18 protein-coding genes are annotated in these 21,846 nt (G+C 39.7%); 6 read left to right on the top strand and 12 right to left on the bottom strand.

The annotated features are described in order from the left end of the window. Nucleotides 1-3: 3 nt before the first annotated feature. From ACSHZO_RS06125 to surE, 5 genes are all read right to left on the bottom strand, one after another. On the bottom strand, nt 4-1,938 hold the full coding sequence (locus ACSHZO_RS06125) for a ComEC/Rec2 family competence protein (protein WP_298246681.1): 1,935 nt from the start codon (nt 1,936-1,938) through the stop codon (nt 4-6). A 125-nt stretch (nt 1,939-2,063) separates the two neighbouring features. Continuing rightward, nucleotides 2,064-2,621, bottom strand: a complete 558-nt coding sequence (locus ACSHZO_RS06120; protein WP_298246680.1) for a C40 family peptidase — start codon at nt 2,619-2,621, stop codon at nt 2,064-2,066. Between the two features lie 3 nt (nt 2,622-2,624). Beyond that, the gene (gene lpxB, locus ACSHZO_RS06115; RefSeq protein WP_298246679.1) at nt 2,625-3,734 is read right to left on the bottom strand and encodes a lipid-A-disaccharide synthase; all 1,110 of its coding nucleotides are present in this window, start codon (nt 3,732-3,734) and stop codon (nt 2,625-2,627) included. After that, on the bottom strand, nt 3,731-4,015 hold the full coding sequence (locus tag ACSHZO_RS06110) for a hypothetical protein (RefSeq protein ID WP_298246678.1): 285 nt from the start codon (nt 4,013-4,015) through the stop codon (nt 3,731-3,733). The genes lpxB and ACSHZO_RS06110 overlap by 4 nt, the downstream gene beginning before the upstream one ends. Next, nucleotides 4,008-4,790: a 5'/3'-nucleotidase SurE gene (gene surE, locus ACSHZO_RS06105; protein ID WP_298246677.1), complete on the bottom strand. Its 783-nt coding sequence runs from the start codon at nt 4,788-4,790 to the stop codon at nt 4,008-4,010. Before surE ends, ACSHZO_RS06110 begins: the two co-directional genes overlap by 8 nt. A 148-nt stretch (nt 4,791-4,938) precedes the next feature. Between surE and ACSHZO_RS06100 the strand changes: the two genes are divergently transcribed. Continuing rightward, complete coding sequence (locus tag ACSHZO_RS06100; protein ID WP_298246676.1) at nt 4,939-7,092, top strand: carboxy terminal-processing peptidase; 2,154 nt, start codon at nt 4,939-4,941, stop codon at nt 7,090-7,092. Nucleotides 7,093-7,228: 136 nt separating this feature from the next. Here ACSHZO_RS06100 and rodA read toward each other — a convergent pair whose 3' ends face one another. From rodA to purH, 6 genes are read right to left on the bottom strand one after another with little or no spacing between them, the layout of a single operon-like run. Further along, nucleotides 7,229-8,479 carry a rod shape-determining protein RodA gene (gene rodA / locus ACSHZO_RS06095; RefSeq protein WP_298246675.1) on the bottom strand — a complete coding sequence of 417 codons (1,251 nt, stop codon included), beginning with the start codon at nt 8,477-8,479 and terminating at the stop codon, nt 7,229-7,231. Next, nucleotides 8,480-10,348 (bottom strand): penicillin-binding protein 2, encoded by a 1,869-nt coding sequence (gene mrdA / locus ACSHZO_RS06090; protein WP_298246674.1) that lies wholly within the window; start codon nt 10,346-10,348, stop codon nt 8,480-8,482. Then, nucleotides 10,345-10,851, bottom strand: a complete 507-nt coding sequence (locus ACSHZO_RS06085) for a rod shape-determining protein MreD (RefSeq protein WP_298246673.1) — start codon at nt 10,849-10,851, stop codon at nt 10,345-10,347. The genes mrdA and ACSHZO_RS06085 overlap by 4 nt, the downstream gene beginning before the upstream one ends. Continuing rightward, nucleotides 10,841-11,665, bottom strand: coding sequence for a rod shape-determining protein MreC (mreC, locus tag ACSHZO_RS06080; RefSeq protein WP_298246672.1), 825 nt, complete (start codon nt 11,663-11,665; stop codon nt 10,841-10,843). The genes ACSHZO_RS06085 and mreC overlap by 11 nt, the downstream gene beginning before the upstream one ends. Nucleotides 11,666-11,679: 14 nt before the next feature. Then, complete coding sequence (locus ACSHZO_RS06075; protein ID WP_011710806.1) at nt 11,680-12,708, bottom strand: rod shape-determining protein; 1,029 nt, start codon at nt 12,706-12,708, stop codon at nt 11,680-11,682. A gap of 41 nt (nt 12,709-12,749) precedes the next feature. Further along, complete coding sequence (purH, locus tag ACSHZO_RS06070; protein ID WP_298246671.1) at nt 12,750-14,282, bottom strand: bifunctional phosphoribosylaminoimidazolecarboxamide formyltransferase/IMP cyclohydrolase; 1,533 nt, start codon at nt 14,280-14,282, stop codon at nt 12,750-12,752. A gap of 146 nt (nt 14,283-14,428) precedes the next feature. Between purH and ACSHZO_RS06065 the strand changes: the two genes are divergently transcribed. Then, a complete protein-coding gene (locus tag ACSHZO_RS06065; protein ID WP_295181904.1) occupies nt 14,429-15,685 on the top strand; it encodes an ABC transporter permease in 1,257 nt (418 codons plus the stop codon). A gap of 298 nt (nt 15,686-15,983) precedes the next feature. On the opposite strand, the gene ACSHZO_RS06060 is transcribed toward ACSHZO_RS06065, so the two are convergent. Further along, entirely contained in the window at nt 15,984-16,439 is a 456-nt protein-coding gene (locus tag ACSHZO_RS06060) for a GAF domain-containing protein (protein WP_298246670.1), read from the bottom strand. Nucleotides 16,440-16,528: 89 nt separating this feature from the next. Between ACSHZO_RS06060 and xrtF the strand changes: the two genes are divergently transcribed. The 4 genes from xrtF to ACSHZO_RS06040 all read left to right on the top strand — a co-directional run bounded on the left by xrtF (nt 16,529) and on the right by ACSHZO_RS06040 (nt 21,841). After that, a complete protein-coding gene (xrtF, locus tag ACSHZO_RS06055) occupies nt 16,529-17,077 on the top strand; it encodes an exosortase family protein XrtF (RefSeq protein WP_298246669.1) in 549 nt (182 codons plus the stop codon). Next, nucleotides 17,074-17,511, top strand: coding sequence for an exosortase F system-associated membrane protein (locus ACSHZO_RS06050; protein ID WP_298246668.1), 438 nt, complete (start codon nt 17,074-17,076; stop codon nt 17,509-17,511). The genes xrtF and ACSHZO_RS06050 overlap by 4 nt, the downstream gene beginning before the upstream one ends. 116 nt (nt 17,512-17,627) lie before the next feature. Beyond that, the gene (locus ACSHZO_RS06045) at nt 17,628-18,020 is read left to right on the top strand and encodes an HYC_CC_PP family protein (protein ID WP_298593602.1); all 393 of its coding nucleotides are present in this window, start codon (nt 17,628-17,630) and stop codon (nt 18,018-18,020) included. 86 nt (nt 18,021-18,106) lie between these two features. Further along, nucleotides 18,107-21,841 (top strand): efflux RND transporter permease subunit, encoded by a 3,735-nt coding sequence (locus ACSHZO_RS06040; RefSeq protein ID WP_298246666.1) that lies wholly within the window; start codon nt 18,107-18,109, stop codon nt 21,839-21,841. Nucleotides 21,842-21,846 lie beyond the last annotated feature (5 nt).

Below are 21,846 nucleotides of genomic sequence, written 5' to 3'. Positions count from 1 at the left end.
TCATTACCTCATCATATAGGCTCCCTTTTCAGCAGTGGCATGGAAAGGGATTTTTTTATTACTGGCAGTCGCTTTCCATTTCTTGATCAAATAAGGATAATTACTACCATCGGCTATGATCTGCTTCGGTTGAGCATTTATTAATAACCTATCAAAATTTACCTTTGGAGAATTCCGAAGTAAAAGAATGTCAGGATGGATTTCCAGTTCTGGCAGATTGATACTATCGCTTTGTATATAAAGCAGACCTTCCGGAGTCATATAAAAATCCTCTAAACTGGTTTTTTCCAGCTCTTCTATTTTCCTTTCCCGTATATAATCAATTGGTTCGGCTGCTTCCGAAGTGCTTGTAGCCACTATTAAATTCTTGTTTTCCTTAAAAGTGATCATACTTTCCTTGTAGCGATGCATAACCACAATTTCAGCTGAAGGATTCGAAAACTTATTAGCAATAAAACTAAGCTGAAGTATAATTAATCCTATAGCAAAGGCTATCAGGTTTCTATAGTTTAACTTCTGCCAAAGCATCATAATCACAGCTAGAAGTAAATAAAAGGCGATTGTTTGGAAAATGCTCAAATCAATATTGGTAAAAACGAATGGTTTGATAGACGCAATTTCGGTTACTACCCAATTCATGATAGACAGCAGTTTGTTGAAAAGCCACACCAACAAATCTGGTAAGCAGCCAACATATGCCAGTATCAATACGAGAATTCCTGAAAAAAGCAGAACGCCCAGAAAAGGTAAAATAAATAGGTTGGTGAGCAGGAATAGCCCGGGAAACTGATGAAAATAATAGATACTAAGCGGCAATACGCCTATTTGTGCAGCAATGCTAACCGAACTTAGTTTCCAGAAATAATCGAGGAACTTATGATCGATACTTATGAGTCCATAAAGTTTTGGTTGGATCAATAAAATACTGAATACCGCGAGATAACTCAGCTGAAAGCCTACCTGCAGAACATAATATGGGTCGATAAGTAACAGGAAAAAGAATGATAAAGCAAGGCTGTTAAAAGCTCCTGTTTTCCTCTTCAAGTTAAGACCAATTGCAAGGTAGCTAAACATGGTTACTGCTCTTACAACCGATGGTTGCAGGCCTGTGAGCATCGCGAAACTCCATAGTAAAACAATGCAAAGCAATAAACTTAACCATTTTCCCGCTTTAAATCTTTTTAGAGGTTTTAATAGCCAGTTAAGCATGATTAGAAGGATACCAATATGAAGTCCGCTAATTGCGAGAATATGCACAGCGCCCGCAGCAGCGTAATCCTTGTAAAGTTTGTCATTCAAATCGCTGCGTTGACCAAGAATTAATGCTTGAAAAACCGCAAGTTCGTTTCTCGAAAAATCATATTCTCGAGCACTGTCGATCAGCTTAGTTCGCAATGACCTGGAATAACTGTGTAAACCCTTATTAAAAGAAAGAACTTCAACTTCTGAAGGAGTCAATTGCAATTGCCGATGGATCTTCAATCCCTCCAGGTAGTTGCGGTAACTAAACATAAATGGATTGGCTGGTGCTTTAACAAGCTCCGGTGTAAAAGGGAGTAATAAGATGTCACCAGGCTTTAAACTCTTAGGCTCATCTAGGTTCTTCTTGATGCTGAGAAGAATTTTTCCGGAAATTTGTTGAGATTCATCTTTATTCTGAAGTGACCTGGCTTCAATAATATATCTGGAATTATACTGGTTCGGTTTCAATTCTTCGGAAACTTCAGCTTTAAGAATTTGCCCTGCTTCATTATCAAAATTGGTATAATGTGAATTTATATTTTCCGGTTGCCTAAGCTGAACAGCGGTAAATCCAACACTTGCGACTAATAGAAAAGTGACTATTCCGAAGATGCTATCTGGAAAGATTAATCTCGAGCTTCTGTAATACGCAATCAAAAAGAATAGGAGACAACTTATAGTTATTACTAAGCTCAAACGCAAATTTAATGTAAAAGAGAAGCCTAGCAGTATGCCTGCTAACAGATACAGGCTAAGCCTGATAAACACGAATCCGGAACTTTTCAAGCAATAGAATTAATCGCCTGAAAGTAAGTAATTTTTTAAATCACGCGACGTGCCATCACAAAATTATCTTTCCAGTAAGTTTCTGATAATGAAGAGATAATAACGCCCCTGGAAGTAGATGAATGGATGAAGTAAATGTTGTCTCGGTCGGCTTGCACAACCAAACCAACATGGTTGATGACCTTTTTGTTCTTATTTGTTTCAAAAAACAACAGATCGCCCGTACTAACTTCCTTTAAATACAATCTTCTTCCCTGTAGGGACATTGCCCGTGATGTTCTTGGTAGCGACAATCCTTCTTCCAGAAAGCTTACATAAACCAACCCTGAACAGTCCATACCTTTTTTGGTCGTGCCACCAAACTTGTACCTGGTTCCTTCAAAACCTTTGGCATGTTTTACGATCTTCTCAGCCACTCTAACATTAGCTTCCGGCTCAACAGCATCCTCCAGCCTTTCCAGTTTCTTTTCGCTTCTTGAAACCCTGGATTGTGCTTCTTTAGTGGTGATCACCCTTGATCTGCTTCCGCAGGAGCTAAGGGTAGCGATCAACATAGTGGCAATTATTAACTTTAGAAGTATCGCTGTCTTCATAAATTATATATTTTCCATGATAAGTTTCGCTGTATTTTTACTGGCACCAGCTCCGCCAAGCTTCAATTCAAGTTCATGGTACTCACTAAAAATCTCTTCACGTTTATCATCCTGAAGTATCTTGGTAAGTTCTTTTTTCAAATTTTCAGTATTGAGCTCACTTTGAATTAATTCCTTCACTACCTCGCGATCCATGATCAAATTGACTAATGAGATATAATCAAGGTTAATGATACGTTTGGCTATGTGATATGAGATATAACTTCCTTTGTAGCATACTACTTCAGGTACTTTGAAAAGTGCGGTTTCCAGGGTTGCAGTTCCAGAAGTCACTAACGCTGCATGTGCAAGGCTCAGTACATCATAAGTTTTATTCATGATAAGACTTACATTCTTTCTGCTGGTAAATTCCTGGTAAAATTCACTATCCTGGCTGGGTGCTCCAGCAATCACGAATTGATAATCTTTAAAATGATCTGTAACGCTAAGCATGATGCTCAGCATTTTTTCAATTTCCTGTTTTCGGCTTCCGGGTAATAGCGCAATTATTGGCTTATTACCTAAATTGTGTTCTTTTCTAAATTCTTCAGATTGAGGAGGTTGCCTATCCTGTATAGCATCTAACAGTGGGTGACCTACAAATTCTACCGGGAAGTTGTGTTTCTCCTCATAAAATTGTTTCTCAAAAGGCAGAATCACGTACATATGATCAACGTCTCTTTTGATCTTTTTAATTCGGTTTTCTTTCCAGGCCCAGATTTGTGGTGATATATAATAGTGGTTCTGGTACCCTTGTTTCTTAGCCCATTCAGCAATACGCATGTTAAATCCCGGGTAATCGATATAAATGATCACATCGGGGTTATAACTTTTAATGTCCTCTTTACATAATTTAATATTACTGAAGATGGTACGCAGGTTCATAATAACTTCAGCAAAACCCATAAAGGCCAGTTCGCGATAATGTTTTACCATTGTGCCACCCTGAGCCTGCATGAGATCACCACCCCAGAATCTGAAGTCTGCCTCAGGATCCTTTTCCTTGAGAGCTTTCATTAAATTCGATGCGTGTAGGTCTCCGGAAGCTTCGCCGGCTATTATATAATACTTCATAACACGAATTTGTAAATCGCTACAGCGACTGCTACAGTAATAGTTGCTAACAGTACTCCACGTGCATGGTAATTCTGCTTCTTCCGAAGAAAAATATAAAATGGAAGGAAGTTGAGAATAGCACCTAAAGCGACGACCTTTCCAAGGTAGTCGTTTGCAACAGCATCGGCTAACGTAGCATCGATCCCGGCATTAGAGAATAATCCTGTATATACCAGGACACCGGCGATGTTGGCAGCCAGCCCGGTGATTAAGCCTGTTAGAATATTCTGTTTAATCATTAAACTCCCAGTTATTCAGTTCTTTTAGAAAATGGTGAGCAGTAAGATCGAACTGTACAGGAACTATGGAAACATACCCATCTGCCAGCGCTTGTTCATCTGTATCCTTACCTTCATCTTTATTTACAAAGGTTCCGGTTAGCCAGTAATAATCGCGGCCCTGCGGACTCCTTCTTTTATCGAACTCCTCTTCCCAGTGTGCGTTTGCCTGTCTGCATACTTTCATACCTTTGATATCTCCAGAAGCAAGTTTGGGAATATTCACATTAAGAACAACCCCTTCTGGAAGACCATTCTTCAGTGTATTTCTAACGATCGCTTTTACATATTTCCTGGCAGGCTCAAAGTCGGCGTTTAGCGAATAATCCAGAAGTGAAAAGCCAATGGCCGGGATTCCTTCAATTCCAGCTTCTACCGCAGCACTCATCGTGCCGGAGTAAATAACATTGATAGAGCTGTTGGAACCATGATTGATACCGCTTACGCAAAGATCTGGTTTGCGGTCAAGGATCTCCTGGGTAGCGATTTTCACGCAGTCTGCCGGAGTTCCCGAGCAGCTGTATTCTTTATGTTTATAAGATTCCTTGATAGTGACCTGTTCGCAAAATAAGGTATCGCTAATTGTAATGGCGTGACCCATTCCACTTTGAGGGCTATCTGGAGCGACCACCACCACGTCACCAATTTCCTTCATTACTTCGATAAGAGTTCGAATTCCGGGAGCGGTGATTCCATCGTCATTAGTAACCAGAATTAGTGGTTTCTTCTTGTTCATGCAGTTTTATTTGGTTTAGCTAAAATAAGAATTTAAATAAGGAAACGTTATATTAGTGGTTTGACAAATTAGTCGGTTTCTAAGTGTCTGTTGGCATAGTTTTTACTGTACTAGATGTAACCACGCGATGACGAAATTAAAGAGAGTTATGAAAAGGAATTTTAAATTACTGGCGGTCATGGTCTTCATGGCAGCTGCGTCCTGTAGTTTTACAACTAAGACTTTTGACGACCCAGATAAAGATAAATTGTTGATAGACCTTATCACCTATGTTCTTAACCAGGGACACTATGATGCCAAGGAGATCAATGATGAGTTTTCAGCGAATGTATATGAGGATTATCTTGAAGGAATGGATCCTTCAAAAAGATTTTTTTACAAAGAGGATATTGAAGATTTCAGTTCTTTTAAGGATCAGATCGACGATCAAATCAAGGGTAAAAATATTGAGTTTTTCAATCTTACCTATGGAAGGCTTCAGCAGAGAATGGAAGAGGCGAGATCTATCTACAACGAAATACTTGCGGAGCCATTTGACTTTTCTGAAAATGAAAAGATCGATACAGATTATGATAACCTGAAATATGTTTCTTCAAAAGCTGAATTAACCAAAAGGTGGAAAGAGCAGCTGAAGTTTAATACGTTAATAACTTATCATGATCTAAAGGAGGATGAAGAGAGCAAGAAGGAAGCAGATGATTCATACGAAGTAAAATCTGATACTGTACTGGAAAAAGAAGCAAGGGAATCTACGCTCTCTAACATGGAACGATATTATGATTTTACTGATGATCTTGAAAGAGAGGATTATTTTTCAGTATACATCAACGCTATCGTGGAAGAATTTGATCCACATACCTTCTATTTCGCACCACAGGAAAAGGACAGGTTCGATATAGCTATGTCTGGTAAGCTGGAAGGAATTGGAGCAAGATTAGTAAAAGACAGCGACAATATTACGATTACTGAAGTGATCTCTGGAGGTCCGGCCTGGAGAAGTGATGAAATTACTGAAGGTGATGTGATCCTGAAAGTAAAGCAGGAAGATGAGGAAGATGCCGTGAGTATCGTGGGAATGAGACTCGATGACGCAGTAGATCTTATCAAGGGCCCTAAAGACACTAAAGTAACGCTTACAGTGCGTAAAAAAGTGATGGGAAATATCGAAGATGTAGTTTTGGTTAGAGATGTGATCGAGATCGAAGAAACGTATGCGAAGACTTCGATGGTAAAGAAAGACGGGAAGAACTTCGGAATCATTAACCTTCCGAAATTCTATTTCGATATGGAAGATTACAATAGCAGGAATGCTGCTTCAGATATTAAAGAAGATATTATTAGACTGAAACAGGAGGGAATGGAAGGTTTGGTTCTTGACCTTAGAAATAATGGTGGTGGTTCACTTAAAACCGTAGTGGATATTGCCGGGATGTTTATCGAGGAAGGTCCAATCGTTCAGGTAAAATCTAACGGACAAAGAAAAGAAGTACTAAAGGATGAAGATCCTCAGGTTTTATGGGATGGTCCTTTGGTAATCCTGGTAAACGAACTTTCAGCTTCAGCTTCAGAAATTCTGGCTGCTGCGATGCAGGATTATAAAAGAGCTATCATTATTGGAAGTAAGCAAACTTATGGAAAAGGAACAGTGCAAAATGTGATCGACCTGAATAGATGGTTACGAAATAATGAAATGGGCGATATGGGAGCCCTAAAGATCACTACCCAGAAGTTTTACCGCGTGAATGGTGGTTCTACCCAACTGGAAGGTGTGAAGAGTGATGTCGTGGTTCCAGATCGTTACAGTTTTGTAGACATTGGTGAAAAAGATCAGGAAAACCCATTACCATGGGATAAGATTGATGCGGCAGATTATGATATCTGGGATGGTTATGTTGGTTATGATGAAGCAATCGCTGCCAGTAAGGAACGAATGAGTTCTAACAGTCAGTTGAAGATGATCGAGGAAAATGCAAAATGGGTGAAGACTCAAAGTGATGAAAGTAGTTACCCATTAAATTATGCGGAATATGCTGCGCAAGCTGCGGAAGATAAAGAAATGGCGAAGCAGTTTGAAGCTATCAGAGATTATAAAACGAATCTGACTTATAACTCATTACCTTTTGAAGAGCAACTTTTTGCTACAGATACTATTCTGAAGGAAAAGAGGCTGAGATGGCATGAGAGCCTTAGTAAAGATGTTTATATTGAGGAAGCTGTAAATGTACTTTCAGATATGAAGATGAACAACATTACCAGAAATAAAATGGCAGGTGTAGACAAATCTCAAAAAGTGAAAAGCTGAAACATAGAATTAAATATGACCCGGGAGAAATTCCGGGTTTTTTTATGCGCAATACTGAAATTATGAAACGTAAATATATCTATCCTTTTATCATCCTTCTAATAGCTGCGATACTACTTATGACAGAGCAGTGCTCTTAATAAGACAGCCTGTCGCTATCGAGTTTGATAAATATAAACAGCAGAATAGTGAAACCCCATAGACCTGAGCCACCATAACTAAAAAAAGGCAATGGGATACCAACTGTTGGAAAAATACCTATCACCATCCCTATATTCACCAGAAAGTGAATGAATAGAATACCAATGACTGAGTAACCGTAAATCCGGTAGAATTGATCTCTTTGTCTTTCGGCCAGAACGATTAGTCTTAACAACAGGCCTACAAACAGGAATACAACCATTGCGCTACCTAAGAAGCCCCATTCTTCTCCAACTGTACTGAATATATAATCTGTATGTTGCTCTGGCACAAAATGACCTTTTGTTTGAGTTCCTTCGGTCCAGCCTTTGCCAAACCATCCTCCGCTACCAATCGCAATCTCACTCTGGTTGGTGTTGTATCCAATACCTCTGGAATCTACCTCTTTTCCCAAAACAATGTTGAAACGATCCCGGTGACGCTGTTCAAAGACATTCTCAAAAATATAATTTACTGAAAAGCTTAACGCAATGGATATGATCGAAAATACGCTGATCAGGACTTTGCCTGGTCCTTTGCGTGACTTCATAAAGAACATCACTAAGGCAATTACAGCAACTACTACACTAACCCAGATGGGGCCAATAATAAGGGTTAAAATAAATACGGCGACGGCCGATAGTCCGGTTATAAGATAAAAGCCAGAAAGACCTTCACGATATAAGGGGAAAAAGAAAGCAGCGTAAACCAGGGCACTTCCTGGATCTGGCTGAGGTACAATTAGAATTGCAGGAATTGCGATAATGATAAAAGCCTTGACCTGGTGATCAAGTCTTCGAATGTTGGTTTGAATATCACTAAGATATTTCGCCAGGGCTAACGCGGTGGCAAATTTGGCAAATTCAGATGGTTGAAGCCCAAAGCTTCCAAAGGAATACCAGGATGTTGCTCCTGAAATTGTTTTTCCGAAGACAAAGAGTCCGGCTAGGGAGAGAAGCGATACTAAATATATAATACTCGAAAAGCGCTGGTAAAATTTTGCTTCTATAGATAAAATGATAATAACAAGAAATATGCTAAGACCTACGAACAGAGCCTGTTTACCATAAGGCTGTTCAAGGTCAAAAAAAGAACCGCTGGTTGATCCCAATGAAGCAGAGTAGATATTGGCCCAACCAAAAAGTATAAGTGCTAAATAGATTAAGATACTTATCCAGTCAAAACTGGCTCCATTGCTTCTCCCCATTTATCTATTAATTATGAAGGGTTCGCCGCTTAATGGCTTGGCATATTCGTCTTCCAGGCTGTGTGACAGGATCCAGTCTTCCATATCTGTTCTGGTAATAGTTCCTTTCAGATATTTTTCGATCATTAAACTGGCAATTCTTCCGGCATAGCGACCACCCCAGTATCCATTTTCCACGAACACTGCAATCGCGATCTTAGGGTTATCTACAGGAGCAAAGGCTACAAAGATCGAGTGATCTGTTAGCTGAACCCTTTTTCCATCAATTTTAGTAAAATTTTCCGCAGTACCCGTTTTACCTGCTATTTCTATTCCCGGAATTCTTAAAGCAGAAGCTGTTCCGCTCTTATAAACTTCGTGCATTCCTTCCACTACAGGTTCAAAATGTCTTTTTTCAATGGTGGTAACATTCTTTGTAGTGTACTTTTCTTCTTTAATTGGTTGCCCATTTACCTCTTTTAGAATATGCGGAGTGTAGAACCAGCCTTTATTTCCAATAGTAGCCGCCATGTTCGCCAGTTGAATTGGCGTCATTAGAACCTCTCCCTGTCCAATCGCGTTGGAAAGAGTTGCTGTAGCATACCATTTGTAAGTTGGATAATCGTAGATCTTATTATAATACTCAGAATCCGGAATTTTACCGGATCTTCCTGTACTCAGGTCAGATCCCAGGTAATCTCCAAGTCCAAAACTCTTTAAATGTGCATTCCAGGCGTCCATTCCTTCCTGCGGACTAGGATATTTCTCAATAATTCTTCGGTAGACATTGGCGAAATAGGCGTTACAAGATTGCGCGATGCCAGGAATCATGCTCAGCGGACTACTATGCGCATGGCAGCCCAGTTTTCTACCGCGGCCATAAGGATAACCATGATTACAGGAAAATGCATCATCTGTATCCACAACATCTTCCTGGAGTCCAATTAATGCATTTAGAGTTTTAAAAGGAGATCCTGGAGGATATTCGGCTAAAAGACCACGGTCATAAAGTGGTTTTGCGTCTTCATCCAGATATAGTTTGGTAAAATTTGGAGAGCGTTTTCTTCCCACCAGATCTGCTGGATTATAAGTTGGAGCCGTGATCAGGGTTAGGATCTCCCCGGTGTTAGGTTCCAGCGCAACAATACCACCGCGCTTATTTTCCATTAATTTTGTGCCGTAATCCTGCAGAATAGCGTCGATCGTTAAGGTGATATCCTTGCCTTTTTCCGGCAAAGAGTCAAAAACACCTTCTTTGTAAGGTCCAATATCTCTATTGAATCTATCCTTCTGAATATATTTTACGCCTTTCTCACCTCTTAAAAGTTCTTCATAATAGCTCTCAACACCAGCCCGGCCAATAAGATCACCGGATATATAGTAAGGATTATCATTTACGATCTTCTGGTTTACTTCGGCAATATAACCCAGTACATTGGCGCTGTGGTCTACCTGGTAATCCCTTAATGATCTCTTCTGAATATAGAACCCCTGGTAATTCCTCATTTTCTCCTGAAGTATCGCGTACTCACTTTTTGTAAGCTGCGGTATAACTACTGAAGGTAACATGGGAGAATAGATCTTTGCCTTATCCAGTTTCTTTTCCAGGTCTTCCCGGGATAGATTCAGAATATTACAAAATTCGGTCGTATCGAAAGGTTTAAGGTTCCTTGGGATAACCATGACATCATAAGAAGGCTGGTTGCTAACCATCAATTCTCCGTTGCGATCGTAGATGTAACCTCGCTGCGGGTAATCGTAGATCACTTTGATGGCATTATCCTGTGAGCGTATGGCCATAGAAGTATCGATCACCTGTAAATAGAACAATCTCCCCAGGAATATGATGCCTGTGGTAAGGATCGTGATATACAGCAATAATTTTCTCATCGATGTTTTCTACTGAAAAGTGTTAACGACAGCAATATTAGAATTACTGAAAAGATACTTGAAAAAAGAGTTTTCTTGAGTATTAGAAGTATATGATTTACACTGAACATTTCCAAGGAAAAAAACACGAAATGATGGATAAGTACGATCAGTGATACATAACTAAATTTGGCTCCAAAAGGCGTAAAGGCCAGTCTGATATTCTGGTGATCATAACTAATTCCGAAGGAGAACCGTAGCAGGTTAGGTCGGGCAAAAGCGGCAACCAGACATGCAGCTGCATTGATCCCGCCACTATCCTCAAAAATATCGATGCTTAATCCCAGCAAAAAGGATAAAAGGAGGAACAGACTTTGGTTTCCGGCAAAGGGATAAAGTAGAATGAATAACACGTATAGATACGGATTGATATATCCCAGAAAATTGATGTTATTCAGAATTAGAACCTGTAAAAATATCAGGATCACGAAGCGTGCAATATTTGATAGTAGTTTACTGTTCATCTGGCTCCTGCAATTCCTTGATTTCGTCTTTATTGATGTTCTCTATTACATAAACATAACCAATATTAGTCATGTCATTAAATAGCTTAATGTTGATCGTGTAATAACTTTGGGTTTGATCCAATGTAAAATCTTCGATACTACCAATTGGTAATCCTTCAGGAAAAATTAGCGACCGGCCACCCGTAATGATCGTATCTCCTTTTTGAACCGGAGCCTGTCTGGGAACATCGATTAACTGTACGATATTTGGATCTTGACCATTCCACACGAGACTACCAAAATGATTGGTGCTGCTTAATTGTGCATTGATCCTGGATCTGCTGTTTAGAATTGAAATAACCCGGGAATACTTATTATTAACTCTATCTACGATGCCAACAATTCCCTGGCTGGTGATTACTCCAAACTCTTTTTGAATTCCTGAATTTTCGCCCCGGTTAAGAGTCAGATAATTATCAACTTTAGCAAAGTTATTATTGATAACGCGAGACGGTCTGAAAATGTAATCTCCTTCAAATGATGTACTGTCCAGCTGTTTTGAAATTGAAATACTATCATTCATATTAGAAATGATATTTCGAAGCTGGTTGTTTTCAGCGATCAGTCGTTCATTGTACTCTTCCAGGTTCAAGTAGGTGTTGATGCCATTGGACCACGAGTATACACCACCGGTCACCCAGTTTGCAGAACTTATAAACCTGCTCTTATGGAAGGAGTGATTTTGAACTGTGAGAAAAATAGAGACAGCAAAAAGGAACAGGAATAGAATTGAATTCTTATTCCTAATAAGAAAATTGAAAATCTGCTGCATAAATTAAGCTTCTCCTACTTGATCAAAATTCCTTTGTATCGGTTCAGTGTTTTAAGGCAAATTCCTGTTCCACGAACAACGGCTCTTAACGGATCTTCAGCTATATAAACCGGAAGATCTGTTTTTTGAGAAAGACGTTTGTCCAGTCCTCTAAGCATAGAACCACCACCGGCGAGATAAATACCTGTATTATAAATATCGGCAGCCAGTTCTGGTGGTGTTTGGGAAAGAGTTTCCATTACGGCATCCTCGATCCTAAGAATAGATTTGTCCAGCGCTTTGGCAATTTCGCGATAAGAAATGTTCACCTGCTTAGGTTTTCCGGTAAGCAAGTCACGTCCCTGTACGCTCATTTCGTCTGGCGGGACTTCAAGATCTTCAGTCGCAGCACCAATCTGGATTTTAATTTTTTCCGCAGTACGCTCACCAACATAAAGGTTATGCTGCGTACGCATGTAGTACACGATGTCATTGGTGAATACGTCTCCTGCGATCTTTACAGATTTATCACATACGATCCCTCCAAGAGCGATTACAGCAATTTCAGTAGTACCACCTCCTATATCAACGATCATGTTTCCTTTTGGTTGCATGATATCTACTCCAATACCAATGGCCGCAGCCATTGGTTCATGGATCAAGTATACTTCTTTTCCATTTACCCGCTCTGCACTTTCCTTTACAGCTCGCATTTCAACCTCTGTAATTCCAGATGGAATACAGATTACCATTCGAAGTGCAGGAGTAAAAAGTTTCTTTTTAAGCGCCGGGATCTCCTTTATGAACATCGTGAGCATTTTCTCACTAGCATCAAAGTCGGCAATCACCCCATCTTTTAACGGCCTGATGGTTTTGATATTCTCATGAGTTTTTCCCTGCATCATCGCAGCTTCTTTACCTACTGCGGTAATTTTACCAGAAGTTCTGTCCCTGGCAACTATCGAAGGGCTATCCACAACTACCTTGTCATTATGTATGATCAAAGTGTTGGCGGTTCCTAAATCGATTGCAATTTCTTCAATGAGAAAGTCAAAAAATCCCATAGTGTTTATTAGGTGTTGAGGTTTGGGTAAATGTAATGAATTTAATGTTTAAAATGGCGTGTCCCGGTCATCACCATTGCGATATTATTTTCGTTGCAATAGTTGATGCTCAGTTCATCCTTGATGCTTCCCCCTGGCTGGATAACAGCCGTAATTCCGGCGTTTCCCGCGATTTCCACGCAATCTGGAAATGGAAAGAATGCATCACTGGCCATCACGGCACCATTCAGGTCAAAATCAAATGATTTCGCTTTGGCAATACTATGTGTTAGAGCGTCTACTCGGGACGTTTGCCCTGTACCACTTGCACATAATTGTTTGTTTTTTGCCAGAACAATCGTATTTGACTTTGTATGCTTGCAGATCTTGGAAGCAAATATCATGTCAGATAACTCAGAATCTGTTGCTTTATTGCTGGTTACCAGCTTAAGATCTTCGATAGCATCGGTTTTTAGATCTTTATCCTGAACTAGAACTCCGTTAAGACATGTTCTTACCTGATTCTTCGGAAGTTCAACTTCTTTCTGAATAAGCAGGATTCTGTTCTTTTTGCCTTTTAATATTTCTTCAGCTTCCGAAGAGAATGAAGGGGCAATGACCACCTCGCAGAATAGTTTGTGGATTTCTTCAGCAGTATCGGCGTCTATTTCCACATTGCTAATTAGAATTCCTCCAAAAGCTGAAACAGGATCACCGGCAAGGGCATCTGCATAAGCCTGGTGGATCGAGTCTCTTTGTGCAAGACCACAGGCATTGTTATGCTTTAAAATCGCGAAAGTTGGAGCTTCACCTTTAAACTCGTTCATGAGGTTCACGGCAGCATCTACATCCAGCAGGTTGTTATAGCTCAATTCTTTCCCATGTAGCTGATCGAATATTGCATCGAAATCACCGAAAAATGTTCCTTTTTGATGAGGGTTTTCTCCATAACGAAGTTCTTTACCTTTCAGTTCACTTTGTTTGAAAGAATTGATGTCACCTTCAGCATTGAAATAATTAAAAATTGCTGAATCGTAGTGAGAGGAAATATTAAATGCATTGGCAGCGAATTTTTTACGATCAGCTATTTCAGTATTACCAGATTTTTCATTCAGTAATTCTAAAAATTCAGCATAATCATCTACGGAAGAAACGCAAGTTACGTCCTTGAAATTCTTAGCCGCAGCTCTAATCAAAGAAATACCTCCAATATCGATCTTTTCTATAATATCCTGTTCCGCAGCGCCTGAAGCAACTGTTTTCTCAAAAGGATATAGATCCACAATCACAATGTCTATCTGAGGAATTTCATATTGTTCCAGTTCTTTTACATCACCTTCATGATCCTGACGATTAAGAATTCCTCCAAAAACTTTTGGATGAAGAGTTTTTACCCGGCCACCCAGTATAGAAGGGTAGGAAGTAACATCCTCAACAGGAACCACCTCTATTCCAAGATCCTTGATAAATTTCTCGGTTCCACCAGTGGAATAAATGGTAATGCCCAGCTCATCCAGCTTTCTCACGATAGGTTCAAGACCATCTTTACTGAAGACTGAAATTAAAGCAGACTTTGCTTGTTTTAATTCGCTCATTGTGTTGTGTTTGTTAAAGCTGCAAAAGTAACTAATAAAGCGAAAAATTTAAAAGTGCAACTAATGAATTATCGATAAATTTTGTAACGAAAATTTGGATCCTGCGTCCTATCTTAAATTCATGAGTTAATAGCAGATTTTAAATTATGCTGATCTATTTACGGGTACTTAAAGAGAGCTTCAATTTTGCGATTAGCGCTCTTACTAATAATAAGCTTAGAACCTTTCTTTCCCTACTTGGGGTGACCATTGGTATCTTCTCCATTATCGCTGTTCTTGCAGCGGTAGATTCATTAAAAAAGGATATTACCGGAAGTTTGAGTTCACTTGACAATAGTACGGTGATCGTGATGAGGTTTAAATTTGGACCTAGCGATATACCCAGATGGAAGAGTCAGCAGTTTCCCGATGTAACTTATGAGGAATACCAGAATCTAAAGAAGAGCTTACCCGATCTTGATAATATTAGTTTTGTTTTGGGAATTCCTGGAGGAGCTGCGATCAAATATCAGGATGTTACCAGTAGTGGTGTGGATATAGGAGCAGTTACTCATGAATATTACGACATTGAAGCACTGGAACTCGCAGAAGGACGGTTTTTTAACGAATCTGAATCTGTAAGCGGATCTGGGGTTGTTGTTCTGGGGCATGAAGTAGCGCAAACGCTGTTTGGTGGTTCGAATGGAATTGGTGAAGAAATACGAATTTTTGGACGTAGAGCAACAGTCATTGGAGTCTTGAAGAAACAGGGGCAATCCTTGTTTACTGGTTCCAGGGATGGACAGGCTTTTGTGCCAGCGAACTTTGCCCGACTGGTTTACGGAACTACGAAGGGAACGGTCTTTCCACAATTGGTGATGAAGCCTGAAAGTGGAGCAGATAGCGATGAATTTATCGCCTTACTGGAACAAAACCTTCGGAATATGCGCGGAATCAAGCCCGGAGAGATCAACAACTTCTTCGTTAATGAACTAAAGGGTCTAACAGAATTTGTAGACAATATTACAGGCCAGCTGAATATCATTGGTTTGGTGATTAGCGGATTTTCATTACTGGTTGGAGGCTTCGGAATTGCGAATATTATGTTTGTTAGTGTTAAAGAAAGAACCAACCTTATTGGTATTCAGAAATCTCTGGGAGCTAAAAACAAATTTATTCTTTCTCAGTTCTTATTTGAAGCTGTCATACTCTCCGTGATTGGAGGATTGGTAGGATTGTTCTTTGTGTGGCTGGTTTCAATCGTTGCCTCACAGTTTACCGGTGATTTTGAATTCGTCCTTTCACCGTATAATATGTTTATTGGAACACTGGTTTCGGCAATTATAGGATTGGTTTCGGGAATTATCCCGGCAATGTCCGCCTCAAAACTTGATCCTGTGGAAGCAATTCGCACCGGGATGTAAATATTATCTTAACGGAAAGCGATTTTCAGAACATATTTCACATAAATTATTCTAAAAAAACTAAAGTTAGTTAAAGGTCTGATATCGAAGACATAGCTTATGTAATTTTAAAACAAAAAGCTATGGAAATGGGAAATGAGATCGAAAAGAATTACCTGCTATCTATACTACAATTAGTAGGATTTTTTGCATTTCTTTTCTTTATTATCGCACTTCAGATGTAATTTTGAACACGATATAATAACAAAAAAACTCCTGAGAGATCAGGAGTTTTTTTGTTTTGAACTTTAATAGTAACCTATAGGATCTCTGCTACTTTCTCGTTCACCCAAACCAGGAATTCTTCATCTTCCGCAGTAAAAGGATCGGCTGTGTGGCTATCAATATCGATCTGCCCAACATTTTCACTATTTACAAATAATGGAATTACAATTTCTGCCTTTACATTAATGCTACAGGCTATATAATTATCCTGTGCTTTTACATCGGGTACAACAAAATTTTGATTGCTTACCGCTACCTGTCCGCAGATACCCTTCCCGAATGGGATGATCTCATGATCTGTTGGCTCCCCGGCAAATGCCTTCAATTTTAATTCTTCTTTATTTCCATTCTTGAAGTAGAATCCAACCCAGTCATAATAACTTATATTTTGCTCCAATAGTTCGCAAACCTGGGTCATTCGCTGTTTGACATCAATATTCGAGTCCTGTAGAATCTGTTCTACTTGTGGTTTTAATTCCTGAAAATTCATATTAACAATCTTTGGTGCAAAAGTATTCAATTTGCTGTGTAAAGCATGGAGCCTAAATCTATAAATTTGTTAAAAACCAAGTCGCTACTTTGCTGAAACTCATCAAGAAATACAGAACGGTATTGCGTTTTATATTTGTATTCCTGGGAAGCTATTTCCTTTTTTCCAGCGCTTACAATGCATTTCTTTTGTTTTATGAGCAAACTCAGCCTGTACCCGATGCACTCACAAGACTGGTGGCCTACCAGAGTGGAGATGTAATGCACGCTCTTGGTTACGACAACGTAAAGGTGGTGATGCATTATACAGGATTATCCATGAAACTAATGGTGGAAGGTTATTTTCTAGCCGGTATAGTTGAGGGTTGCAATTCAGCAAGTATCATTATACTATTCACCTCCTTTATTCTAGCGTTCTTTGGAAAAACCTCCACGACATTGATCTATATTTTAGCCGGCTCGGCACTTATTTATGCAACGAATATTTTACGAATCGTAATACTCTCTGTGAGTATACTTGAGTACCCGCAATATTCTGGTTTTATGCACACCGTATTTTTTCCATTAGCGATCTACGGAATGGTTTTCCTCCTCTGGCTGGTATGGATACGAATCTTCACTAAATACAAAAAAGCATGAAGAAAAGATATAAGATAATTCTTATTAGCTTCATGGTTTTGCTACTTGCAGCAATACGTTTTTTTGAAGATAGTCTATTCTACGATCCATTAATAGCGTTTTTCAGGTCAGATTATCTATTGGGTATTATTCCGCCTATGAACATGGCAGAACTCATGATTCACCTCAGTATACGCTATGCGCTTAATAGTGCAATCTCACTGGGAATCATCTATATCGCTTTTCAGAACAGGAGCATGCTCAAATTCTCGGTTATACTCTACGCCCTGCTATATCTGGGAGCTGTAAGCGCTTTTATATTTCTTGTCCTCAACATCGAAAGAGAACATTATCTCGCCTTATTCTATGTAAGAAGATTTCTTATTCATCCATTATTTCTGCTCATTCTGCTTCCTGCGTTCTATTATTACCGGATCAGTAAAAAAGAAATTTGAAAGTTTCATCCTGAATTTTGCAATCCAGTCTGGAATTTAGATTTTACATTCGCTGTTTATATTTGAAGATCAGGTAGTAAACCGTAGATGTTCAGAATTTTGTACTTTTGTAATCTGTGAAAAAACTTTTACGACATATGATTTCTTTGAGCATGGCCTTTATAGTCATGTTATCGACGATGTCTTTTACTGTAGATAAACATTTCTGCGGAAGTCACCTGGTTGATCAGGCTGTTTTTTCAAAAGCAGAAACCTGCGGAATGTCGATGAAAGCCGAGGATGAAACTCATTGTTGCACAAATAAAAAGGTTGAAGTTGAAGGTCAGGATGAATTGAAGATTTCATTCGATTCTTTCGATTTTCATCAGCAACTATTCATTACCACATTTACGTATTCCTACATCAATCTGTTTGAAAGCTTACCAAAACAGATCATTCCTTTTAAAGATTATTCTCCTCCCTTGCTGGTTGCCAACATACAGTTGGAAGACCAGGTCTTTCTTATTTGATAGTTAAGTTATAGAATTTCTACCACTCAGTTTCTTGCAGTGGCTCTTTGCGTTGTATGCGCTATTTCTAATTTAACTATTGAATAATGCTGAATAAAAGCATCAAATACCTGATCGAAAATAAACTCGTCGCCTTTATATTCCTGGTGATGTTTATTGGTTGGGGTATTGTCAATTCACCTTTTAACTGGGATACCGGTTTGCTGCCAAATGATCCCGTGGCGGTAGATGCCATACCCGATATAGGTGAAAATCAACAGATCATTTTTACTGAATGGAAAGGACGATCTCCCCAGGATATTGAGGACCAGATCACCTATCCGCTTACTACCAGTTTACTTGGGATTCCAGGAGTGAAGACCATTCGTAGTTCTTCTATGTTCGGTTTTTCCAGCATCTATATCATTTTTGAAGAAGACGTAGAATTTTACTGGAGCAGAAGCAGAATTCTTGAAAAACTTAATTCACTCCCGGAAAATTTACTGCCGGCAGATGTGAACCCAAGCTTAGGTCCCGATGCTACAGGATTAGGTCAGATATTCTGGTACACTCTTGAAGGCCGTGATAAGGATGGAAATGTTACCGGAGGCTGGGATCTTCAGGAATTGAGAAGTATTCAGGATTATTATGTGAAATATGCGCTTTCAGGAGCCAGCGGAGTTTCAGAAGTAGCCAGTATTGGTGGATATGTCCAGGAGTACCAGGTTGACGTAAAACCTGAGCTCATGCGACAGTATAATATTGGTCTTGATGAGGTTGTAAAAGCGGTCAAGGCAAGTAATCGCGAAATAGGAGCGCAAACTCTGGAAATCAACCGGGCAGAATACCTGGTTCGTGGCCTTGGTTACGTAAAATCTGTAGAAGACATTGAAAATGCTGTGGTGACTTCCAAAGATTTCACCTCTATAGAGATTAGTGATATTGCTAATGTATCTATGGGACCAGCTTCCCGTCGCGGAATTCTGGATAAAGAAGGTGCTGAAGTTGTTGGAGGAGTCGTGGTAGCGCGTTATGGCGCCAATCCATTGGAGGTGATCAATAATGTCAAGGCTGAAATTAACGAAATTAGTTCAGGTCTTCCTTCTAAAACCTTGCAGGACGGCACCGAATCCCAACTAACTATCGTTCCCTTCTATGATAGAACAGAATTGATCCAGGAGACTCTTGGAACCCTGAATGAAGCTCTAACTATGGAGATCCTTATTACCATCCTGGTGGTCATCATCATGGTTTTTAACCTAAGAGCTTCGATCCTGATCTCAGGATTATTACCGGTTGCGGTCCTGATGGTCTTTATCTCTATGAAACTTTTTGGCGTAGCAGCTAATATTGTGGCTTTATCCGGGATCGCTATTGCAATAGGGACAATGGTGGATATGGGAATCATTCTTTCTGAAAATATTATCAGGCATCTGGATATGAAGGATGACCGGCCTATAAATCAACTGGTTTACGAAGCCACTGCTGAAGTTTCAGGAGCTATTTTAACAGCTGTACTTACCACGATCATAAGTTTTCTACCGGTTTTCACGATGGTAGGAGCAGAAGGTAAATTATTCCGTCCACTAGCTTTTACAAAGACGATGGCATTAATTTCTTCTATTTTGGTTGCGCTATTCCTGATTCCGCCAGTTGCTGCCGTACTTTTCAAGAAGAGGAAAATTCGGAAAGAATTAAATTTCGTAGTATCCGGATTATTGATCCTGGCAGGTATCGTAGCGATTGCTCTAGGATACTGGATAGGCCTGGCAATAATAGCATTTGGATTAGTAGACTTTATTCTGAAATTAGATAAGATCGACGAAAAGCAAAGCAGGTTCTTGAAGATTGCGATTTCAGTACTAACAATCATTCTTCTGTTATCCGTTTACTGGAGACCACTCGGACTTCAGAATAACATTTTGCTGAACCTGTTTTTCGTTTCTGTTATTTGTTTCGGCTTACTGGCGGTATTCTATTACTTCAGAAAGTATTATGTAAGCATTCTAACCTGGACGCTGGAAAACAAAGCTTTATTTCTAAGTATTCCAATCGCAATTATTGTCCTTGGATTCTTTAATATGAAGAATACCGGTAAGGAATTCATGCCTTCTCTAAATGAAGGTTCATTTCTATTAATGCCTACATCCTTACCGCACTCTGGAGTTGAAGAAAATAAAAGAGTTTTGCAACAACTGGACATGGCGGTAGCAAGTCTTCCTGAAATTGAAACTGTGGTTGGAAAAGCCGGAAGAACCGAATCTGCCCTGGATCCTGCACCGCTCTCGATGTATGAAAATATTATTCAGTATAAATCTGAATATATGGAGGACGCTGCGGGAGAGAAACAAAAATTTCGAGTTAATGATGCTGGAATCTTTATGCTGAAAAACGGAAAACTGGCAGCTAATCCTAATTCAGAATTAGAAAGTCCAGAAAATTATACTGACTCACTGGTAAGCGAACCTCTGAAGGTTGGACCTGAACAGTTAATTGCCGATGATGACGGAGAGTATTTCAGAAACTGGAGACCAGAGATTAAAAGGCCTGAGGATATCTGGAATGAGATTGCGCGAGTAACAAAATTACCCGGAGTCACCTCAGCTCCAAAATTACAACCAATCGAAACCCGTTTGATCATGCTCCAAACGGGAATGCGCGCGCCAATGGGGATTAAAGTGCAGGGCCAGGATCTAAAACAAATTCAGGATTTCGGGATGAAACTTGAAGAATTATTAAAGCAGGTCGAAGGAGTGAAAAACGAAGCGGTATATGCCGATAGAATAGTAGGGAAACCATATTTACTCATCGATATCAAAAGGGCAAACCTGGCCAGGTACGGTATTTCAATTGATGATGTACAGCAGGTTTTGCAGGTTGCCGTAGGTGGAATGAATCTAAGCCAGACGGTAGAGGGGCGTGAGCGATATGGGATTCGGGTTCGCTACCCAAGAGAATTGCGAGCTAGTCCAGAAGATATCAAGGATATTTATGTTCCAGTGGAAGGTGGATCGCCCGTACCGCTTGGAGAATTGGTGGAAATTAAGTACGAGCAGGGCCCGCAGGTCATTAAAAGTGAAAATACATTCCTTACTGGCTATGTTCTGTTCGATAAACTGGACGGTTTTGCTGAAACCAATGTTGTAGAGAACGCCACCGCCTTCCTTAAGCAGAAAATTGATTCTGGAGAACTCAATGTTCCAGCCGGGATCAAATATCGTTTTACCGGGAATTATGAGAATCAGGTGAGAGCCGAAAAAACGCTTTCTATGGTGGTTCCCTTATCCTTATTGATCATCTTTCTTATTCTCTATTTCCAGTTTAAATCTGTTTCTACATCATTGATGGTTTTCGTGGGAATTGCAGTTGCCTTTGGTGGTGGTTTCCTGATGATCTGGTTATACGGGCAGGAATGGTTTATGGATTTTAGTCTTTTTGGAGAAAATTTCCGACAGTTATTTCAGATCAAAACGATCAATTTAAGTGTTGCCGTTTGGGTTGGCTTTATTGCGCTCTTTGGCATTGCTACAGATGATGGCGTAGTGATGGCTACTTATCTTACTCAGACCTTCGAAGCCAATTCTCCAGATAATAAAAAGGAAATTCGGCAATCTGTTATTGAAGCCGGGGAGAAGCGAATTCGACCTTGTTTAATGACCACAGCCACTACAATCCTGGCTTTACTTCCTATTTTAACTTCGACTGGGCGTGGGAGTGATATCATGATCCCAATGGCAATTCCTGCTTTTGGCGGAATGTTGATTGCCTTAATCACTCTGTTTGTAGTGCCAGTGCTCTTTAGCTGGAGGCAGGAAGCTAAAATTAAAAGACTCAAAAGTTGATCATG

Source organism: Christiangramia sp. 3-2217-3z (genome assembly GCF_051195275.1).
Taxonomy (GTDB): domain Bacteria; phylum Bacteroidota; class Bacteroidia; order Flavobacteriales; family Flavobacteriaceae; genus Christiangramia; species Christiangramia marina.
The sequence above is the reverse complement of the archived record's forward strand: the minus strand, read 5'-3'. Positions and strand labels throughout refer to the sequence as shown.

Excerpts from the sequence above, each read along its gene's own strand:
- ACSHZO_RS06120 (WP_298246680.1), bottom strand. The coding sequence starts at position 2,621 with ATGAAGACAGCGATACTTCTAAAGTTAATAATTGCCACTATGTTGATC.
- lpxB (WP_298246679.1), bottom strand. The coding sequence starts at position 3,734 with ATGAAGTATTATATAATAGCCGGCGAAGCTTCCGGAGACCTACACGCA.
- ACSHZO_RS06110 (WP_298246678.1), bottom strand. The coding sequence starts at position 4,015 with ATGATTAAACAGAATATTCTAACAGGCTTAATCACCGGGCTGGCTGCC.
- surE (WP_298246677.1), bottom strand. The coding sequence starts at position 4,790 with ATGAACAAGAAGAAACCACTAATTCTGGTTACTAATGACGATGGAATC.
- ACSHZO_RS06100 (WP_298246676.1), top strand. The coding sequence starts at position 4,939 with ATGAAAAGGAATTTTAAATTACTGGCGGTCATGGTCTTCATGGCAGCT.
- rodA (WP_298246675.1), bottom strand. The coding sequence starts at position 8,479 with ATGGGGAGAAGCAATGGAGCCAGTTTTGACTGGATAAGTATCTTAATC.
- mrdA (WP_298246674.1), bottom strand. The coding sequence starts at position 10,348 with ATGAGAAAATTATTGCTGTATATCACGATCCTTACCACAGGCATCATA.
- ACSHZO_RS06085 (WP_298246673.1), bottom strand. The coding sequence starts at position 10,851 with ATGAACAGTAAACTACTATCAAATATTGCACGCTTCGTGATCCTGATA.
- mreC (WP_298246672.1), bottom strand. The coding sequence starts at position 11,665 with ATGCAGCAGATTTTCAATTTTCTTATTAGGAATAAGAATTCAATTCTA.
- ACSHZO_RS06075 (WP_011710806.1), bottom strand. The coding sequence starts at position 12,708 with ATGGGATTTTTTGACTTTCTCATTGAAGAAATTGCAATCGATTTAGGA.
- purH (WP_298246671.1), bottom strand. The coding sequence starts at position 14,282 with ATGAGCGAATTAAAACAAGCAAAGTCTGCTTTAATTTCAGTCTTCAGT.
- ACSHZO_RS06065 (WP_295181904.1), top strand. The coding sequence starts at position 14,429 with ATGCTGATCTATTTACGGGTACTTAAAGAGAGCTTCAATTTTGCGATT.
- ACSHZO_RS06060 (WP_298246670.1), bottom strand. The coding sequence starts at position 16,439 with ATGAATTTTCAGGAATTAAAACCACAAGTAGAACAGATTCTACAGGAC.
- ACSHZO_RS06050 (WP_298246668.1), top strand. The coding sequence starts at position 17,074 with ATGAAGAAAAGATATAAGATAATTCTTATTAGCTTCATGGTTTTGCTA.
- ACSHZO_RS06040 (WP_298246666.1), top strand. The coding sequence starts at position 18,107 with ATGCTGAATAAAAGCATCAAATACCTGATCGAAAATAAACTCGTCGCC.